Origin of the sequence: Marinobacter shunpengi (assembly GCF_045449695.1) — a bacterium.
Taxonomy (GTDB): domain Bacteria; phylum Pseudomonadota; class Gammaproteobacteria; order Pseudomonadales; family Oleiphilaceae; genus Marinobacter.
The window spans coordinates 498,442-516,432 of record NZ_JBJJKZ010000015.1; the positions used below are offsets into that span (position 1 = coordinate 498,442).

The 17,991-nt window shown below is 58.1% G+C and carries 20 protein-coding genes; 5 read left to right on the plus strand and 15 right to left on the minus strand.

Going from position 1 to position 17,991, the window contains the following annotated elements; genetic code table 11:
• Positions 1–190: 190 nt before the first annotated feature.
• The 10 genes from ACJO2E_RS14500 to ACJO2E_RS14545 form a co-directional block, all read right to left on the minus strand.
• Positions 191–868, minus strand: coding sequence for a glutathione S-transferase family protein (locus ACJO2E_RS14500; RefSeq protein ID WP_406964743.1), 678 nt, complete (start codon positions 866–868; stop codon positions 191–193).
• A gap of 74 nt (positions 869–942) precedes the next feature.
• Positions 943–2,250, minus strand: a complete 1,308-nt coding sequence (locus ACJO2E_RS14505) for a D-amino acid dehydrogenase (RefSeq protein ID WP_406964744.1) — start codon at positions 2,248–2,250, stop codon at positions 943–945.
• 63 nt (positions 2,251–2,313) lie between these two features.
• Positions 2,314–3,498 (minus strand): M24 family metallopeptidase, encoded by a 1,185-nt coding sequence (locus ACJO2E_RS14510; protein WP_406964746.1) that lies wholly within the window; start codon positions 3,496–3,498, stop codon positions 2,314–2,316.
• A 148-nt stretch (positions 3,499–3,646) separates the two neighbouring features.
• Positions 3,647–4,237, minus strand: a complete 591-nt coding sequence (locus ACJO2E_RS14515; protein ID WP_406964747.1) for a hypothetical protein — start codon at positions 4,235–4,237, stop codon at positions 3,647–3,649.
• 40 nt (positions 4,238–4,277) lie between these two features.
• Positions 4,278–4,568, minus strand: a complete 291-nt coding sequence (locus ACJO2E_RS14520) for a hypothetical protein (RefSeq protein ID WP_406964748.1) — start codon at positions 4,566–4,568, stop codon at positions 4,278–4,280.
• 321 nt (positions 4,569–4,889) lie between these two features.
• Positions 4,890–5,051: a PFL_1563 family small protein gene (locus tag ACJO2E_RS14525; RefSeq protein ID WP_406964749.1), complete on the minus strand. Its 162-nt coding sequence runs from the start codon at positions 5,049–5,051 to the stop codon at positions 4,890–4,892.
• Between the two features lie 254 nt (positions 5,052–5,305).
• On the minus strand, positions 5,306–5,671 hold the full coding sequence (locus ACJO2E_RS14530) for a DUF3185 family protein (protein WP_406964750.1): 366 nt from the start codon (positions 5,669–5,671) through the stop codon (positions 5,306–5,308).
• Between the two features lie 171 nt (positions 5,672–5,842).
• Entirely contained in the window at positions 5,843–6,967 is a 1,125-nt protein-coding gene (locus ACJO2E_RS14535; protein WP_406964751.1) for an NAD(P)/FAD-dependent oxidoreductase, read from the minus strand.
• Positions 6,967–8,292 (minus strand): class I SAM-dependent methyltransferase, encoded by a 1,326-nt coding sequence (locus tag ACJO2E_RS14540; RefSeq protein ID WP_406964753.1) that lies wholly within the window; start codon positions 8,290–8,292, stop codon positions 6,967–6,969. The genes ACJO2E_RS14535 and ACJO2E_RS14540 overlap by 1 nt, the downstream gene beginning before the upstream one ends.
• Positions 8,293–8,539: 247 nt before the next feature.
• Positions 8,540–8,983, minus strand: coding sequence for a hypothetical protein (locus ACJO2E_RS14545; RefSeq protein ID WP_406964754.1), 444 nt, complete (start codon positions 8,981–8,983; stop codon positions 8,540–8,542).
• Positions 8,984–9,473: 490 nt separating this feature from the next.
• Here ACJO2E_RS14545 and ACJO2E_RS14550 point away from each other — a divergent pair, with 490 nt between their 5' ends.
• Positions 9,474–9,623, plus strand: coding sequence for an entericidin A/B family lipoprotein (locus ACJO2E_RS14550; protein WP_406964756.1), 150 nt, complete (start codon positions 9,474–9,476; stop codon positions 9,621–9,623).
• 386 nt (positions 9,624–10,009) lie between these two features.
• Here ACJO2E_RS14550 and ACJO2E_RS14555 read toward each other — a convergent pair whose 3' ends face one another.
• Both ACJO2E_RS14555 and ACJO2E_RS14560 read right to left on the minus strand, forming a co-directional pair.
• On the minus strand, positions 10,010–10,930 hold the full coding sequence (locus tag ACJO2E_RS14555) for a bifunctional helix-turn-helix transcriptional regulator/GNAT family N-acetyltransferase (protein ID WP_406964757.1): 921 nt from the start codon (positions 10,928–10,930) through the stop codon (positions 10,010–10,012).
• Positions 10,931–11,167: 237 nt separating this feature from the next.
• A complete protein-coding gene (locus ACJO2E_RS14560; protein ID WP_406964759.1) occupies positions 11,168–11,533 on the minus strand; it encodes a winged helix-turn-helix transcriptional regulator in 366 nt (121 codons plus the stop codon).
• 94 nt (positions 11,534–11,627) lie between these two features.
• Between ACJO2E_RS14560 and ACJO2E_RS14565 the strand changes: the two genes are divergently transcribed.
• Entirely contained in the window at positions 11,628–12,362 is a 735-nt protein-coding gene (locus ACJO2E_RS14565; RefSeq protein ID WP_406964761.1) for an SDR family NAD(P)-dependent oxidoreductase, read from the plus strand.
• Here ACJO2E_RS14565 and ACJO2E_RS14570 read toward each other — a convergent pair.
• On the minus strand, positions 12,359–12,601 hold the full coding sequence (locus ACJO2E_RS14570) for a PEP-CTERM sorting domain-containing protein (RefSeq protein ID WP_406964762.1): 243 nt from the start codon (positions 12,599–12,601) through the stop codon (positions 12,359–12,361). The two genes, ACJO2E_RS14565 and ACJO2E_RS14570, sit on opposite strands and share 4 nt — an antisense overlap.
• 106 nt (positions 12,602–12,707) lie before the next feature.
• Positions 12,708–13,247: a cytochrome b gene (locus tag ACJO2E_RS14575; protein ID WP_406964763.1), complete on the minus strand. Its 540-nt coding sequence runs from the start codon at positions 13,245–13,247 to the stop codon at positions 12,708–12,710.
• 430 nt (positions 13,248–13,677) lie between these two features.
• On the opposite strand from ACJO2E_RS14575, the gene ACJO2E_RS14580 reads away from it, so the two are divergent.
• On the plus strand, positions 13,678–14,352 hold the full coding sequence (locus ACJO2E_RS14580; protein ID WP_406964764.1) for a polyamine aminopropyltransferase: 675 nt from the start codon (positions 13,678–13,680) through the stop codon (positions 14,350–14,352).
• 274 nt (positions 14,353–14,626) lie between these two features.
• Here the strand turns inward: ACJO2E_RS14580 and ACJO2E_RS14585 are convergent, their stop codons facing one another.
• Complete coding sequence (locus ACJO2E_RS14585) at positions 14,627–15,478, minus strand: PA4780 family RIO1-like protein kinase (RefSeq protein WP_406964765.1); 852 nt, start codon at positions 15,476–15,478, stop codon at positions 14,627–14,629.
• Between the two features lie 208 nt (positions 15,479–15,686).
• Between ACJO2E_RS14585 and ACJO2E_RS14590 the strand changes: the two genes are divergently transcribed.
• Together ACJO2E_RS14590 and ACJO2E_RS14595 are read left to right on the plus strand one after the other, a co-directional pair.
• Entirely contained in the window at positions 15,687–16,223 is a 537-nt protein-coding gene (locus tag ACJO2E_RS14590) for a T6SS effector amidase Tae4 family protein (RefSeq protein ID WP_406964767.1), read from the plus strand.
• 805 nt (positions 16,224–17,028) lie between these two features.
• A partial coding sequence (locus ACJO2E_RS14595; RefSeq protein WP_406964768.1) for a transposase occupies positions 17,029–17,991 on the plus strand: 963 nt, incomplete at its 3' end.

The window sequence follows — 17,991 nt, forward strand, 5'->3', positions numbered from 1 at the left end:
AGGGGGTAGAGGAAACAGGGGTGATCCGTTCTCTCGAGGCAAGCATTACGCTGCTGGTAGCCCGTTGGTTCGCCCGGAATTGTCAAGCTTTGTCATATGTTCGCAAGGCCTTTGGCGCAGGTGGCAACGGGCCCGATCTGGTCAACCCGTTGCTTCCTGCCTGCTACTGGCACCATGGCCAGACGTAACTCTAGAACCCGTACAGGGCCTTCAGGTGCGCCATGAACTGAGGGCGGTCTGCAGCGGCGTCCGCACGAACTTTTTTCACATGGGGGCGTTCTTCCATGCGCGCGCAGTAGGCATCCAGCCCGGGCACGTCTGACAGTGGATCCCGGTCCAGGAAGGCCTTGCCGACGTTGCGCACGATGGGCAGGTTCAGGATCGCCGCGATATCCGCCAGGGTGAACTGGTTGCCATAGGCAAACGGTTCAAAGGTCGACAGCTTCGGCAGCGCTGCGGCGGCCTTGTCCAGGCTACTCTCCACTTCCTTCAGCACCACCGGGTCGGGAGTGGAGCCGGTCAGCAGGTTGGGAATCAGGCGGCGGGCCACCAGCTCGAAGTAAAGCTCGATGAACTGGGACAGTTCCTGCACCTTGGCAATATCAAAGGGCGAGGCTGGCAGCAGGGAAGGTTCCGGGTAGGCCCGTTCGATGAAGTCCAGAATGGCGCGGGATTCGCTGATAAAGCCTTCGTCGGTTTCCAGTGCCGGCACCTTACCCATCGGGCTTTTGTCCAGGTACTCGGGCTTGTACTTCGGACCGACGCCGGTATAGGAGAGCACCTCTTCGAACTCGATGCCCTTCTCTAGAAGAGCGAGCTTGGGGACGTTGTAGTAGTTGCTGGCGGAGAAGCCGTGGAGTTTGAGCATGGTGGTTTCCGTTATTGGTGTTGGCAGGTTGTCGATTGAAAGGGCACAGCATAGCAGGCTTTTGGTGACCGGGCTCAAGCCCTGTCAAATCGTTCCGGGCGGAAAGGGGCGAGGTCGACGGCCGGGGTTTCCTCGTCCAGCAACTGGCCGATGACTTCCGCAGAACCGGCCGACAACGTCCAGCCGAAGGTGCCGTGGCCGGTGTTGAGTAGCAGGTTTTCCTGCCGCCCCCAGCCCAGCAGGGCAGGGCCATCGGGAGTCATGGGGCGGAACCCGGTCCAGGGCTCTGCCTGGCCAAGGTCGGCGGCGCCGGGAAAGCGTGAGGTGAAGGCTTCCCGCAGTACTTGCAAACGCCTGGCTGGAATCCCGCGATTGAAGTCGGCCAACTCCACAAAACCGGTCACCCGAACCCGGTTCCCAAGACGGGTCATGGCCACCTTGTAGCCATGATCCACCACGGTGGACAGGGGTGCCTTCGCAGGATCATCTATGGTGCCGGTAAGGGAATAACCTTTCACCGGATAGATGGGCAGGCTGAGGCCAAGGGGCCGGGCCAGACCGCGGGACGCGCAACCGGCACAGAGCACCACCTGGTCGGTTTCCTGGTAGTGTGCAGGTGATGGGGCTTCTTTCTTACCTGCCCGGTGCTCCTCGGGAGCTCTTTGCACCCAGGCGCCCCGTATGCGCCCATCGCGCAGGTCCCAGTCCTTGATAGCGGTGCGGTATTGAAACTCTACGCCACGGGATTCACAGGCCCGGGCCAACGCCTGCGTAAAGTGGTGGCAATCGCCGGTGCCGTCACCGGGCATTCGCAGACCGCCCGTCACGGGGCCCGGGCCCTGCATGCCGGGCTCCTGTTGCCGGACCGCCTCGGGGCTGAGCCATTCATGGTCAACGCCCAGTCTATCCAGTACCTGGGCTTTCTGACGCAGGGCCGTGCAGGCGGCCTGATCGTTCGCCACTTCCATCAGGCCCTCATGTTGACCATCGAAGCTCCCTTCGGGGGGCTCCTCCAGCGCCTGGAAACAGTGCCGGCTGTACTCAGCCAGCTCCAGCAGGGCTGCATGGCTCTGGTTATAACGATGATGGCTCAGGCTGCAGCGGGCCGTCATGGCGAGGAATTGCAGGGTGCGCGGCGACCAGGGCGTGGTGATCTTGAAGGGGCCGTACTTGCTGAACAGCCCCTTCAGGGCCTTGCCCACCATATCGGGCGCGGCCCAGGGATACACATAACCGTAGGAACGCTGGCCGGCATTGGCCCGGCTGGTTTCCAGGGCCGCGCCTTCCAGCGGATCGACCACGGTGACCCGGTGTCCTCGTTGGACCAGCGACCAGGCGGTGGTTACACCCACCACACCGGCGCCGACGATCAGTACGTTCATTGGACTTCTCCTGATCCATCGAAAGGTGGATTTGGCAGGCTGTTCAGATCACCTGGGAGGCGATCAGACACAGGTGGTCAGTTGCCAGTCATTATGGGTCAGGGGCACCGCTTCCCGCTCGCCCACCAGCACGGTATTGCTCATGCCGATGCCCCATTGGCCGGGCAGGCGTAGGCACAGTGGCAGGTGAAACACCATGCCCGGGGCGAATTGCCGTTGCTGCCCCCGGGCAATGTAGCCCGTGCCCTCGACCCAGCTGGGTGGAAACTGCGCGCCCACGGAGTAACCGAACACGCCGGAGAAGAACACCTCACCGGCCACAGGTGCCAGTGCTGCTTCCGCCGCCTGGGCAGCGTCGTCAAAACGGTTGCCGGGGCGCATGGACTCCAGCAGGGCATCAGGGATACGGTGACAGACATCCCTTAGACGAAGCATCTGATCGCCGGGCTCGCCGGCTACAACCGTGCGCATCATGGGCGCGGTATAGCGCTGGCGGACGGCGCCGAACTCCAGGAACACCGGGTCGCCGGGCTGGATGATACGTTGCTGGTGATTCAGGTGGATTACGCTGATGCGCGGACCGCTGGTGACAATGGGCTGCATGCTCATGAACTCACTTCCCGCCGCCAGCATGGAGCTGGCACCGGCGGCGGCAATGGCATTCTCATCCACTCCCGGGCGGATCATGGCAATGGCGGCCTGGAGGCCAGCCTCGGTGATACGGGCACTGTCCCGCAGGCACTCGATCTCGGCTTCCGTCTTGATCAGACGGACGCCGGCAAGCAGGTCGCCACAGGCCTCAAATCGCTCCCGGCCCAACTGGGCGATCAGTTTATCCATCACCCCATAACGCAGTCCGGCATTCCAGGGGTCAATGCCTACGTGACGGCAACCGCGCAACTGCGAGACCAGGGGTTCGACCACGGATTCGATGTCTTCCCACTGATACCCGGAAATCTCATCCACCCAGGCCGTGGTGACCGCCGGCCCGGTCTCAATGGACGGGACCTGCAGGAAACAGTGGTCGGCACGAAACACCAGGGCGGCATGGACCGAGACCTCGAAGGTCCTGTAACCGGTCAGGTAATTCAGGCTGGCGGGGTCGGTCACCAGCAGGGCATCCAGTCCTCGCTCGGCCATGGCCTCGGCCACCCGGCGACGGCGTTCGGTGAACTCCTCCGGGGGGAAGAAACGCTCGGTGCCGGCGCTGGATTCGGTCAGGGCGGTGCGGTAGGCATTGTGGTCCATCAGCAGGACTCCAGTCGACGCGGGCCTGATGACACACTAGCGCAGATTTCGGTAGTTCGGGAAGCAGTGGACGGCATAGGTCCCGAACATTCCAGAATCCCTGTTGTGTGGGCGGCGATCGTAGTGACGGGCTCGCGTCTTTCCAGATTCAGTTGGACTGAAAATCCCAGTCCGAGAACAGGGTGGGCCCACGCACCTCCAGGCCCAGCGCCCGCAGCCAGTCGGCGGTGACCTCATTGGACTGGTGCAGGAACCAGTAATCCTGGGGGTAGGGCACGAACTCAAGCTCATAGATCGGCTGGTACTGGCGCGTTTCCGCATTATCGAAATGATCGTCAAGGCGTTTACGTAACGCGACAACGCGGCTTTGGCTGATCTGGAAGGGGATGGCTTCGATATAACCTTCGGGTATGCCCGGGACCGGCCCGCCACCCTCAGGGGGACGACTCAGGATGCCGCGGCCGATGGCAGCCCGGGTTGGCCAGAGGATCGCCTGCATCGCGCGAAATGGTCCCGTTTCGTCAAGTGCATACCAGCGCCATTCGCCATGGCTGTAGCGCCTCCACTGGCCGTCCGGGCCAGGCAGCACAAGGCTGGCATGGCGACCATGGTTCACCAGATAGGCCCGGGTTGGAGACGTCGGGTCTTCCGGCACCGTCACGTGGTTGGCGCAGCCGCTGGTGACCGCAACGAGGATCGCCAGGGACGCCAGCAACACCAACCGGACCCCGCGGGCCACGGTTATCCCCACACCACCTGGAGGGGGAACATCCGGTCTGTTACTGGTGATAGCGGCGGTAGGCTTCAGATCCGCCCAGAATCAGAGTTGCGAGTGCGCCCAGGGCGCCGATCGCCAGTCCGGTCTTGGCAGCGGTGGAGACGTGATCATCCCGGAAATGGCCCCGCACCCGCTTCAGCTGGCGGTTGGCTCCACGCCTAAGGCGTTTCGTTCTGGTGGGGGACTGCTCCTGATAATACCAGACACCGGCGATAAGCCCGATAACGCCCAACACGAGCGTTGAAATGCCCACGGTCTGGGCGGAGGGTTTGTGAAAGTGACGGGTATCCATGCGACGTCCTCCTGATGAGTAAACCGAATGCATTGATGGATGGGATTGTCGGTACAACGGCGCAGTTCTTTCCTGGGAAGTGGCTACCTACTAAACGTAGGTCTGCACCCCGGTCTTGGCAAGCATCGTTGCACTCGTCGTCAATCTCCCTCAACACCCGGTGCTGGCAGACAACCAAAGCTGGTCGTTGCCCAGGCGCTACAACTGGATTAAAGCCATGAAGCCGGATACATCCAGATGACCTGGCGGTGAGGCTGTGTCCGGAGCAGGGCAAGGACTGGACGACTGGTGGATCTGAGCCTCTACCTCAATGGGCCCATTTCAGCCATCTTTCAGGTTGATCTGCTTTGAACCGGTAGAGGCTTCCCGTCCACTTTTACCCTTGCCTACATACTCAACCGTACCGCCGGCTTTTAGAAAAGCGTCAGTCTGCTCCTTGATCATGGCGGTCGTTAAAGTGGCTTTCTCGGGTTTTTTGCTCATGACGTTCTCCAGGTTAACGGTTGGCCTATTCGCCAACTTCAAGGATCCATGATATCCGAACCAGGAATAAATTGTTGGAGAAGCCATTCAAACCGGAATCTCACATTGCCTTGCCAACCGTAAAGAGGGAGAAAAGTGCCCCAGAATCCTCCTGGTTAACGTCCGGATTAACGCCCCTTTCAGCGACACCATGAAGGTCATGACGATGATCGGTGCCAATGAGGACATCCCTTGGGCCGTCGTGGTTTCCGGTGTTATTTGTTTGTGGATTTACCAAACAGCACCAGTTCAATACCCGTCACCGCAGAACCTGCCAGCGCGGCCATTGCGCCCAGGAACAGAAGCCAGGCGGTAGCGTCATTGAAGCGTCCGGTAACGGTATGGGCCATGTCACCGCCTGGACCCTGGGAGAACTGATATCCGAAGAAAATCAGGACCAGACCCACCGCAAGCAGCACAAGCGCCAGAATTCGATGGCTGGCCATTTGGGGGCCTCCCGACACGGTTTCATCCCTATCGACAGGCTGTCCAGCTCCCGTGATGCTCTTCGTGCGCTGATAGCTGGCTACCCTGTCAGCAACCTTTTTTATGTTCCGGTTCTCATCCTCGTAAACTTCCATGAGCTGATCTCCAGGTTCGCCCCCTCCGGTTCCTGCCTCTTACCATGAGCTCAGGCAGAAGCAGGCTGAAGTTCCGAAAATAAAGGAAGTGACGGCTCTGGTCGGTGCGTTGTCGAACGTAGGCCCGCACCGGGTTTTTCAGCCACGGTCAGCTTCGCTTGTCCGCCTCTCTCAGACAGCTGCCTTTAGTGGTGGCACTTCCTGATGCAGAAACCATTTCTCTGTCACAACTTTGCGGGTAAACCAGTGGGAGCGCATCAGTGTGCCGGCCAGTGGTGTCCTGACCCAGTCCGGTAACTGCCAGCGGTTGTCCTGTGACGCTGCGCGGCTGCCGAAACGTTGGGCGATGGCGTCGCTGTATGGCTGAAGGGCTGTGGCTGAATAGCGTGTCGTGGCCCGGATCACCTCCGCGGCGATCAGGGCCGATTCGATGGCGGGCCGTATGCCTTCGCCACTCTGGGTATAGGCAAGACCGGCGGCATCGCCCAGCAGCATCAGCCCGTCATCCACCAACGGTCGGTGGGCGTGGTCGTAGAGCAGGTAGGCGTGCCCCTTGAAGCGGCCGGGCAGGTCGGGGGGGATGCGGCCGGTGTGTTTCATCTCCTCGACAAAGTGGTGCAGGTGATCCGACAGTTTGTGATTGTCCTCCCGGCCCAGTCCGATATTCAGATAGTCGCCCTTACGGAAGATCCAGGCATAGCCTTTTAGGTCGCGGCAGAACCAGAGTTCCGGGGTGTCGCCGCTGGCCCGGCAGGTTTCCGCCTGCTCCGGTGTCATTCTGAACTCCACTTCCTTGGCCGCAACGACCGTCTCATGACTGCCGGGGCCATCCCCCAGCAGACGGGCAACAGGGCAGAAGTGACCACCGGCACCAACCACCAGGGGAGCCCGCCAGCGGCCGTTAACCAGCCAGTCGCCGTTCTCACGCTCGATGGATTTCACTGGTTCCCCGAGCACCTTGTCACAATCGGTTCGCTCCAACAGGTAGTGGTCAAACTCACAGCGGCGGATGCCATAGCTGACAATCTCGCCATGGTCGTTCTCCACCGGCGCCTGTCCCATCATGCCGATGCGGAAGCGGCGGATAGGTTGCAGGGTGCGGCCGACGCCGTAGTGCTGGGGGTCAATGGAAAGGCTGGTCATGACTGCGGGGGTTACCCAGCCGGCGCAGGTCTTGTCCCTGGGAAACGCCTGTTTGTCGATCAGAAGCACCCGTTTGCCGCTGCCTTCGAGTGCGGTGGCGAGTGTGGACCCTGCCGGGCCGGCGCCGATGATGATCAGGTCGTAGGTGTCCATCAGGCGTCCTCCGGTGTTGCAGGGGCGGTATACAGATCCTGCCGACTGCGGGGGATATGGTTGTTTTCCCCATGGCTGAAAAGCACCTGGAACAGTTGCAGGGAGCCCGCGCGGAAGGCACCGATGGAGCCGGACAGGTACATGCGCCAGGCCCGGGTGAAATGCTCGTCGTACATTTCCGTAACCCTGCCTTCGTTCTGATCGAAACGCTCTTTCCAGTGGGTCAGGGTCTGGGCGTAATGCAGGCGCAGGTTTTCCACATCCATCACCGAGAAGTCGTTGGCTTCGCAGATGCCCATGAACTCGCCGATGCTGGGCGGGTAGGCCCCGGGGAAAATCCGTTTCTCGATCCAGGCATTCATCAGCATGGGCCGGTTGCGGCCTATGCTGTGGAGCAGGGCGAGTCCGTCCGGCTTCAGGCTGCGCTTGATCAGGTCGGACAGCGCCCGGTAGTGCTCCTTGCCAACGTGTTCGAGCATGCCGATGGAAACAAAGGCGTCGTATTCGCCGCTGATGTTGCGGTAGTCGTCCTCCACGTAGTCGATCAGATGGTCCAGGCGCTGCCGCCTTGCCTCTTCCCGGGCATAGGCAATCTGTTCCCGGGAGATGTTGTAGGCGTGGACGTTAACGCCGTAATGACGGGCCATGTAACGTGCCAGTCCACCCCAGCCGCAGCCGGCTTCGACCACGGTCATGCCCGGCCGCAGGCGGAGCTTGCGGCAGACGTGTTCCAGCTTTGCCAGTTGGGCCTGCTCAAGGGTGGCGTCTGGTGTTTCGTAATAGGCACAGGTGTACTGCATTTCGGCCCGGTCGAGCCACAGGCGGTAGAAATCGTTGCCCAGGTCGTAATGGTGGTGGATATTCTCTTTGGCTTCGTCGATGCCGGTGGAACGGGGCGCATGATTCTGCCATAGCGTCTCAAGCCACCTGGGCCAGTTCTGCATGGCCCGGTGTACGTGCCGGTATAGCGTCTCCAACAGATCCGGCAGGTCGCCATCCGGCAACTGCAGCCGACCGGCACTGTACAGGTCACCAAAAGCCAGGTTGGGGTTGGCGGCCAGGGACCGCAGCGCTTTGGGGTCGGTCAGTTGCAGGGTGAACTCTGCCGGGTTTCCCTCCGGTTCTATGGTCTCGCCGTTCCACAGCAGGAACCTGACCGGAGGAGACCCCGCCATACGCAGGAGTTTGGCAATCATCCAGCGCTCGTAACCGTGCGGCTCACGATTCACCTGCAGGTCTTCCAGCGGCAGGGTCAGCACATGTCCCTGGCTGTTGGTGGGTTGAAGTGGTGTCTGGTCGTTGTCCCTTGCGGTACTGTCACTCATGGCTACTCTGCTCCCTTGTCGTGCTGTCGTACATGAGCCCGTCTTCGTGAGGTACGGTTATCTTGTCAGCTGAAGGGGCGCGTCCCGATTGCATGGCTGAGAATCGCCAGTCTTTTTCAGTATAAAAAATAAACAGGATTTGTCATCCATACCAGGAGAGGGCCGGTGTCCTATGGCAGGCCGGGCACCGGCATGGAGAAGTGTCCGGTTTGGTGAGTGTCTGTTTCCGTTCTCTCGAGGGGCGCTACTAAATGTGGGCTATTCTGGATAGGCACTCGGTATATTCACGCGTTGCTTGCCCCAGGTCTATTTGCCCGAGTTCAATCATGGTATCTAAACCCTCCAGTTTTGCATCATTCATTCGGGCTTCCGAGATCTTCCCCGTTAAGTCATTAAACTTTAATAGCCCATTGGCGATCACCGTTATCATCGACATAAGGCTTGCCAGCAAACACAGTACTTGCCACAGCGGTAAATCCAGAGATTCGGACACTTTGATCTGACCAACAAACCCGTCACCCCCAAAACCCGGGCCCGCCGTAAAGGCCGCCGCCAACGCGCCGCACACAATGGAAGTGGTCATCAGCATTGTGTTCCTGGGTTCCGCTTTCCCAAGGTACCTGGCCAGTTCTTTGCGTTTCGCAGCTATTTGTTGTTGTAGTCTGTCCTTTTCATTACGGTTTTCTGTCATTGAAGCTGCCCTCCCTGTGTTGAAAGCGTGTTCGTATGGACTAACTCCGGTGCAATGGACACTGTTAGTCTATGAGAGAAGCATAGAGGAATAGACAGGAGCGGCCAACGTTGCCCCCCTGATCCGTCTGGATTGTCCATGGTCCCTTTATGGATGTGTCGATATTGTTTACACCCCGTTATGAGGCCCGAGGCCAGTCGTTTGAATCAGAACGCTAATTGCTGTTGGCGTTAATAATGCTTTGGTTTTGGTGGGTTTAGATCTATGGGGAATCGGCAATGGTTAATCGATCCGGTTTGTCTGTTATCAACCTGGTAGCGTTACTCTCTCTGCCGGCGCGCACGTGCAGGCGATGCCAATCGATCATCCCAACCACTGGGAGTGATCTGACTGTATAAATAATTCGGGACTGGAAAACAGATCTGTCCCTGTTATGGGTATGGGCTTCAATTTTTGAAGCCAAATAAGGCAGTTGCTAAAGGAGATGGCTATGAAAGTGACATTGACGGTTGGGGCCATATTCCGCCCCTTGATACTCGTATTGTTGCTTGCAGCCGGCATGGCTGGCTGCAACACCATGGAAGGGTTCGGCAGGGACGTAGAATCAGCAGGAGAGAAAATAGAAGAGCAGGCGGATTAAGGCCCGACCGGTTGAGCTATCGAAAAGATGAGCTGTGAACGTATTTCTGTGATGACGAAGGGCAGGAAGTCACCCGGAGGTTAACCATGCCCTTCGTCAGCCAGTACGGCTGAGTCCCCACGCGCAACAGATCGATGAGGCCAGCAGGCAGAGCAGGGCAGGCGACGACGGGCAGCCTGACCTGACGACTTCCCTCAATAGAACACCGCTTACTGGCGCCGGGCCAAGGGATAGGCTTGACCTGAAATCGGGAAAACGGGCCCGAAATCCGATGATCTGGATAAGTGTTGATCAGTTTGGGGCTCGGTGATGTCCGCAGTGCAATTTGCCGGGTATCGGCTTGGGATTGGAGGTTCTCTCTTTGGGGCGCCTGTCCAGTTTGCCATTCACAAGTCACGTGCCAAAACCTGGCTCGTCAAATCTTTACCGAAGCTGTGGTATGGCTCTTCCTCGATCAACTGGAACCCGGCCCGGTCGTAAATCCTGCGTGCGTCAGTCAGTTCACTGTTAGTCCAAAGGACTATCCTCTTGTATCCGATTTGACGCGCGAACCGTAGACACTCGTCCACGAGGCGACTTCCGATTCCAAGACCACGGGCGAAAGGGTCGACGTAGAGGAGGCGAAGCTTAGCGGAGTTCTCATCCTGGCGGACGATGAACACGGAACCGACCACCTTGCCATCTTTTTCCGCGATCCAGCATCGCTCTGAAGCCGGGTCGAACTGTCGCAAGAATTTCGCGACGATCTCAGCGGCCAGTGCCTCGTACTCGTTGTTGTAACCATATTCCTGTGCATACAGGGCAGACTGCCGGTAGACAACCCAGCCCATATCGCCCGGCTGAGGGTCTCTCAGGATGTAGCTTTGCGATGGCTCGCCCAGCACGCTTCGGATTTGGCCCATTGCGTCGACCAGTTCCTGCTGGGCCGGCTCGGACAGTTTGTCCAACATGGTGCTGACTTCGCGCCGCGATGCATCGTTCAATGGCTTGAACGTCGCTAGCCCCTTGTCCGTAAGTTTCAGTTGAGTCGCCCGAGCATCGGTTGGGGAGCGAGACTTGGTGATCAGCCCTTTCTTCTCAAAACCCGAAACTACACGGCTTACATAGCCTGCGTTAAGACCGAGCCCGCGGCACAGGTCGGAGCTGGTGAGCATCTGGCAATGGGCCAGTTCATACAGGATGCGGACCTCTGTGAGCGAAAATTCGCTATCCAGCAGGTATTCATGGAGCACGCCAATCTGACGAGTGTAGAAGCGATTGAAACTGCGGATTTGCTCAGCACGGTCTTCATACCGGTTGAACGACATTTGGGAGCCCCTTATATGTTTGCCTAAGGCAACAGTATCAATGCCAAAGGCAAGCAATGCAAGAGTATGGTCAGCCCTTCGAAGGGTCGTGCTGCTATCAAATCTCCTGTGGCCTCAACAAGGAGTTCATTTTATCGGAAGTTGCTGATCCAACCGTCAATATCGCTTGGCCTTATACGTTTTTTCGAGTGCCTGTCCATGGTTTCTCGCCCCGCTCACCGTTCCCGGCTTCGTTTCCTACCGGCGGGCTTTCCGGCGGTCCATCGCTGCGGCAATGTCCTCTTCGTACGCCTCGCCCCAGTTGCAAAGCGGCTCCATGGCCCGCACCAGACTCGTACCGAAGGGCGTCAGCGAGTAGTCGACGCGCAGCGGGATCTCCCCATAGTCGGTTCGCTGGACGACGCCGTCGGACTCCAGCTCCTTCAATTGCTGGATCAACATTTTGTCGCTCACGCCCCGGACGCTTCGTTTGAGCTCGCCGTAACGCGTCGGGCCCTTGTTTAAAAAGAACAGAATCAAAGGCTTCCACTTCCCGGAGATCACGTGCAGCGTCGCATGCAGGCCGCAAATGAAACGTGGGTTTTCTGAGTTTTCTTTCGCCATAACGGGTACTTACCAAAAGGTGCATACTTGAACATTTGTAAGTGGTTTATATATCGTGAAAGCGAATCGAGTCAACACACACGGAGACCCAACCATGAGTCGGCTAAACGGTAAAATCGCACTGATCACAGGCGGAGCCAGCGGCATCGGCCTGGCTTCGGCCCAACGCCTCATCGACGAAGGCGCCTTCGTCTTCATTGCCGGACGGCGCCAGGACGTCCTCGACAAAGCGGCTGAAACACTGGGATCCAACGCCCGGGGCGTCCAGACGGATGTGACGAAACCGGAGGATCTCGACCGCGTCTTCGAAACGATCCAGAAAGAAAAAGGGCACCTGGACGTACTGGTGGCCAACGCGGGCGTCGGCGAGTTCGCCAGCCTGGGACAGATCACCGGGGAGCACTACGACTACATCTTCGACATCAACGTCAAAGGCACCCTCTTCACCGTCCAGAAGGCCCTGCCTCTGATGAAGAACGGCGGCTCCATCATCCTCACCGGTTCCACGGTGGGCAGCATGGGGACCCCCGCCATGAGCATCTACAGCGCCTCCAAGGCGGCCGTCCGAAACCTGGTGCGCAGTTGGGCGCATGATCTCAGGGGCACCGGCATTCGCGTGAACGTCATGTCTCCTGGCCCGACCAAAACAGACAAGGTGATGGAACTGCTCCCTTCCGAAGCCCTGAGTGAGATGAAACGGACCGTACCGCTTGAGCGTCTGGGCGATCCCAGGGAAACCGCGGGCGCGGTGGCATTCCTGGCGTCCGACGACAGCAGCTTTATGACGGGGAGCGAGGTGTTCGTTGACGGGGGCTACGCGCAGGTTTAGGGGTTAGGCAGGGAACGGTGGGGTAATTGGGACAGGGTAACGTTTTCCTGCCCCTTCTGGTGCCTCGGTGTCCTCCTGCGCTGCAGCCAGACACCAAGTACGCCAGTACTCAGCAGTAGCAACGGTGCCGGCTCGGGTATATCGCGGATGAGAAGTTCAGCACTGCTGCCCACGATGTTGAAACCGGCCCCAAACCCATTGGGCGTAAAGACGCCCTGGCGATTCGTGTCGAGCAACATGTCTCCGAGAGAGTTAGATGAGGCAAAACAGAGGAGGGTCAGGCCTAGCTCTTACATCACCAATGGCCTGCATCCGGAAAATCCAGGAAAGGTTCATGTACAACGGTTAGACCATCCGTTGAAAGACACCGTCTTTGCGCAGCAAATGACGCAGGGCTGCCGCGATATGGCCGGCAATGAGTACGCCCAGCGTTATCGCAAGCCACCCATGTATGTAAAACAGGCGGGAGGCGAGCGCCTCGTCCTGGCCTACAAAAGGCATCGCGGGCAGACTGAAATCGCCCACTATGGTCAGAGCCGGAAACGCTGTCACACCGGCCCAGCCAAATAACGGTGTCAGCACCAGCAGTAGGTAGATGAGGTGATGTACGCTCTTGGCCGCCATTTGTAAGGTGCGCGGCATTGATTCCGGATAGGGCGGGGCTTTCATTCGGAATTTCACCACGATCCGAACAATGATCAGCAATAGCACGGTGAAGCCAACGGCTTTGTGCACACTGTATAAGGTGTTCGTCAGTGCCCCCCAGACGTCCGCTTCCGCACGCGAAGCCATCCAGAGACCAACGGGTATCAGCGTCAGAACCATCAGGGCCATTACCCAATGCAATACCCGCCAGCCAGCGGGGTATTTCTGGATTTGTGGCATACGCTCTCCCTCTGCAATCGTTTACCGCCGCTACAGCGAGTCCGTTTAGGTGGCCAACCGGGCGTAGGTGTCGTCCGAGGCAAAAACGTCTGCGCCTGGCTCAAGCTAATGGGGGACTGAGTCCGGATTCACCCTGGACCGGCGCATTTCACCCGTATCAATATTGAACCGGTGTTCGACAGTAAAGAAGTTAAAGAAGTGCTTGTCCATCATCTGATTGTCTTGCCCGTCGCAAACGGCCATTCCCAAGTGCCTGTCCACGGCAGATCCATCTTAGAGCTCGAGTCGGCCGGGAAAGCATATTGCGGTTACTCTTCTGCTTCTTTCTGAATGTCTTCACCAGCAGCTAAAAGAAGAGAGGGTTTTCTTTGCCCCGGACGTGTACTCTGGCAACTTTCTCGGGCACCTACACTGCTGCAAAGGTTTTTTTATGGCGCGTTTTGATCAGATTGGCACCGCAACCATCCCTGGCAAGGGCACCCAGCTGCGCCTTTTGAGGCGCAATGACGAGTTCTCTATCCGCATTGCTGGCAGCTCCGGTGAGCTGATGAACAGCCGCCTGCATGGATCCGAGGATGCCCTGGCGACCCTTGCCTGCGAGCGCCTGGCTGACCACGCGGCCCCCCGAATACTGATTGGCGGACTGGGTATGGGCTTTACACTGGCAGCGGCGCTTGCCTCACTGGGGCCCAATGCCGAGGTGGTCGTGGCCGAACTGGTGCCGGAGGTTGAAGCCTGGAATCGCGGGCCTTTGGGGGAGGCTGCGAGTTATCCGCTGCGTGACCCCAGGGCAAAGGTCCATATCGGTGACGTAGCTGAACTGATCCGCTCATCGCAGCAAAGCTGGGATGCGATTCTGCTGGATGTCGATAATGGGCCAGAGGGCCTGACCCGTAAAGAAAACGACTGGCTCTATACAACGGCCGGCATTGCGGCGGCCCAGGCGGCTATCACGCGAGAGGGTGTGTTGGCCTACTGGTCTGCGGGACAGGACCCGGCCTTTACCGAGCGACTCAGGCGGGCGGGGCTGTCGGTGGATCCGGTAACGGTAAGGGCCCACCGACCGGGCAAGGGCGCCCGCCATGTTATCTGGCTGGCCTGGTAGGGTGGCGAACTAGTGTCCCGTGCGGCTAATTCGCTGATCTACTGAGCCACTGAGAGCCTTGAGAGCAAGGCGCGGTGGCGAAGGTTTGGTGGTTCCAAATCGAGCCGGCGCAACACGGCTATCAAGGCTCTCAGTGGCTCCCGAAGGGCGAGACGCTGGGGCCTCTGGCCGGTGTTGCCAGCCCTTGATGTGGAACCACCACACCGGCGGACTGGCGCCTTGGCCAGAGGCTCCAGCGTCACGCAGTAGGTCAGCGAATTAACCGCACGGGACACTAGTCCTCATCGTCCTGCTGACGTTCCCGGCGTTCCTGCTCTTCCTCTTTGGCCGCGTCGATGACGTCCATGATTTCGTCCACATTGGCGGCGGTTTCGTCGTGCTGGAACAGCCCCGTCAGCGGGCTGTCAGGATGCAATTTACCGGATTCGTAAAGGTCCCAGATCTCGCCAGCGTAGTTGGTATCCATCAGTTCCGGAGCGAAACGGCCAAAATACCGACGCATGTTGTTCACGTCGCGCTGGAACATGCGCTCGGCGTTGTTGTTGCCGGCCGCATCGACCGCCTGGGGCAGGTCTATAATCACCGGCCCCTGGGGATCCACCAGTACGTTGAACTCTGACAGGTCACCATGGACCAGCCCGGCGCACAGCATGCGAACCACCTCGTTGATAATACGGCGGTGGTAATCGATGGCCTGTTCGTGGCTGAGCGTGACATCGTCGAGGCGTGGCGCTGCTTTCCCGGTCTCATCGGCAACCAGTTCCATCAGTAACACCCCATCCACGAACCCGAAAGGCTCGGGAACGCGGACTCCGGCGGACGCCAGGCGGTAGAGTGCATCAACCTCGGCATTGAGCCAGGCATCTTCCTGTTCCTTCTGACCGTACCGGGTTTTCTTGCCCATAGCCCGGGCCCGCCGTGTATTGCGGACCTTGCGTCCCTCCTGATATTCCACGGCCTGCTTGAAGCTGCGTTTCTGCGCCTCCTTGAAAACTTTGGCGCACCGCAGGGTGTCACCGCAGCGCACGACATAGACCTGCGCTTCCTTGCCACTCATCAACTGGTACAGCACGTCGTCCACCAGGCCGTCGTCTACCAGGGGTTGTAACCGTTTTGGAACTTTCATAATGCCTTATGGGTAGCTGTGTTTGGCCTGGCAAGGCTTGCGGCAGGTCCTATGGACACTGCCCAAGCGGTGTTTGCTGCCGAGGAGCAGTCGGCAGTATAGAACTCTGTGGCGATAAAAGGCAGTTTCAGGTCAAAGGGAGGTGTAACCCCGCCAATTTTAACCGCTCCCTTCCGAGACCGACTATTTCCAGAGTCAGCGACAGAGCATGGCAGGCAACGACGAATGGCCTAATTCCCTTGGTTCGTTGAAGTTTTCTTACCTGCGAGGTAGCCTTGCATGGGTCATTCGCAGCGGTTCATGGAGGGAAGCGCTTAACATTTCGATTCCTTCCCTCCTGACGATGTGCGACCAACCAAACACTATTATCCGTTCTGGTCTCTCGACGGAAAACATCTCTGGCAATAAATGCTGGTCGCATGGTGGCATGCAGCACGTTTTACTTGCCGAAGATCTGGCTCAATGGCTTAGCAACGCAAACATCAACGGGATGGGGCAGCGAGAGCAAATTGATCCCGCGACATTCCAGAATGACCTTGAAGGGAGAACTGGCATCATATTCTTCAAGGACTATTGGTCAAGGGGTAATGAATCAGACGCGAATCGAAGTGGCGACCATATTGATCTATGGAACAAGAATGAAATAACCAGCTCTTCAATGTTGTATCGGTCCTTTGCCGAATTTTTCGGTATGGTGTCAGATTTGAATAAAAGTAAGAAGATCTGGTTCTGGGAGGTGAAGTGATGTTACAAGGAAAACGCGCATTATTTTCTGCTGGTTTTGTCACTATCATAACACTAGTGTCCAGTTTTCTGGTCTTTTTATATAGTTATAATAGTATTACTGATTCAGTTTTGACGGATGAACAGCGGCTGGAGGGATCGAGATTCGTTTTCTCTGTCACATTGCCCAGCTATCTCGCAATTTCCGTTCTGATTGGTACGGTTGTGTTTTTATTGATGAGGCGTACAAAGTAACCAGACGAAAAGAGCCTTTCCACCTCTGTAGCACAAATCCGGGTCAGCAAAGTAGGCCTGTCCCGGTTCCTCCTCAACCAGATATCGCCAGCACTGGTTCCGATCAGCGAGTTCTGCGCCACTTCAGACACTGCTCATCTTGGGGATCTTTGCAAGTGAAACGCTTCAGGGATAGTGACTTTATGAAGACTCTTCCGGAGTCGATATCGGACATCCTGCTTCAGGTATTCATGCTTGGGGGTGTGGTAGTGGCCCTCGCGGCCTGGTCTTATGTGGGTAACTGGTTGGCGTTCCCCATTACTTGGTGTGCTGTGATGGTGGCGTACTTCTTGATTGATCGGCTCCTTCTCCGCCGTCGCCCTCAATGAGGGGGTGACAACGAGTGTCAGTTACAGATTGGCCTCTTAGGTATGCCTGTACCATATCTTCTATTTCGGTCCTTTGTACCGCCTGTTCCCTTTATCCGTTCGGGGTTCTCAACGTTTACCAATTACGTCGCGAGTGACGATATTGAGCACGCGACCTGGTTCGGCCATAGTCTTTGACAGGATATCGACCAGGAGAGGACCTCCATGCCCCGGCCCCGTGAACAGCTGATTGCCGTCAGCGACACTCCGTATTACCACATCGTCTCTCGGTGCGTGCGCCGTACCTATCTTTGCGGGTACGACCGGCAGACGGGCAAAAGCTACGAACATCGGCGCCAGTGGATCGAAGAACGAATACGGCTACTGTCATCGCTATTCGCCATCGACATCTGTGCCTACGCGGTTATGTCTAACCACTACCACCTTGTCGTGAAGCTTTCTCCGGAGCACGGCGGGGGATGGACCGATGACGAGGTGCTGGCGCGTTGGGGCAGTCTTTATAAAGGACCGCTAATCGTCCAGCGGTACCTCAAAGGTGATTCGCTGACCGATGCGGAACGCCGCTTCCTAAATCGCACGGTGGCCGTCTACCGAGAACGGCTGACGGATCTGAGCTGGTTCATGAAGTGCCTGAATGAACCTATCGCACGGGAGGCGAATCGGGAGGACGATTGTACCGGTCACTTCTGGGAATCCCGCTTCAAATCGCATGCACTGTTGACCGAACAGGCCTTGCTGAGCTGCATGGCCTACGTGGACCTGAACCCGGTGAGGGCGGCCATGGCCGAGACCCCGGAAACCTCTGATCACACAAGCATCAAGGAAAGACTGACACCCCAGCTGGACCTGGCGAAGGCCATCCAGAGCCAGATCGAATCCGGGACTCTACGACAGTTTCCGGTTTCATTGAAGCCCCTCGCGGACTTTGAAGGCAACCAGCGCAACGAGATACAGCACGGCATTCTGTTCAGCCTGCAGGACTATTTGGAACTGGTGGACTACACCGGGCGAGTGATCCATCCGACCAAGCGCGGCTACATACCTGAGAATACCCCACCCATCCTGACTCGCCTGGGGCTGTCACCTGACGAATGGCTGGATGAAGCTTGCGAGTTTGAGGCTCGCTATGTCCGGAACCGACGGGCAGAGCAGGGCAGGCGACGACGA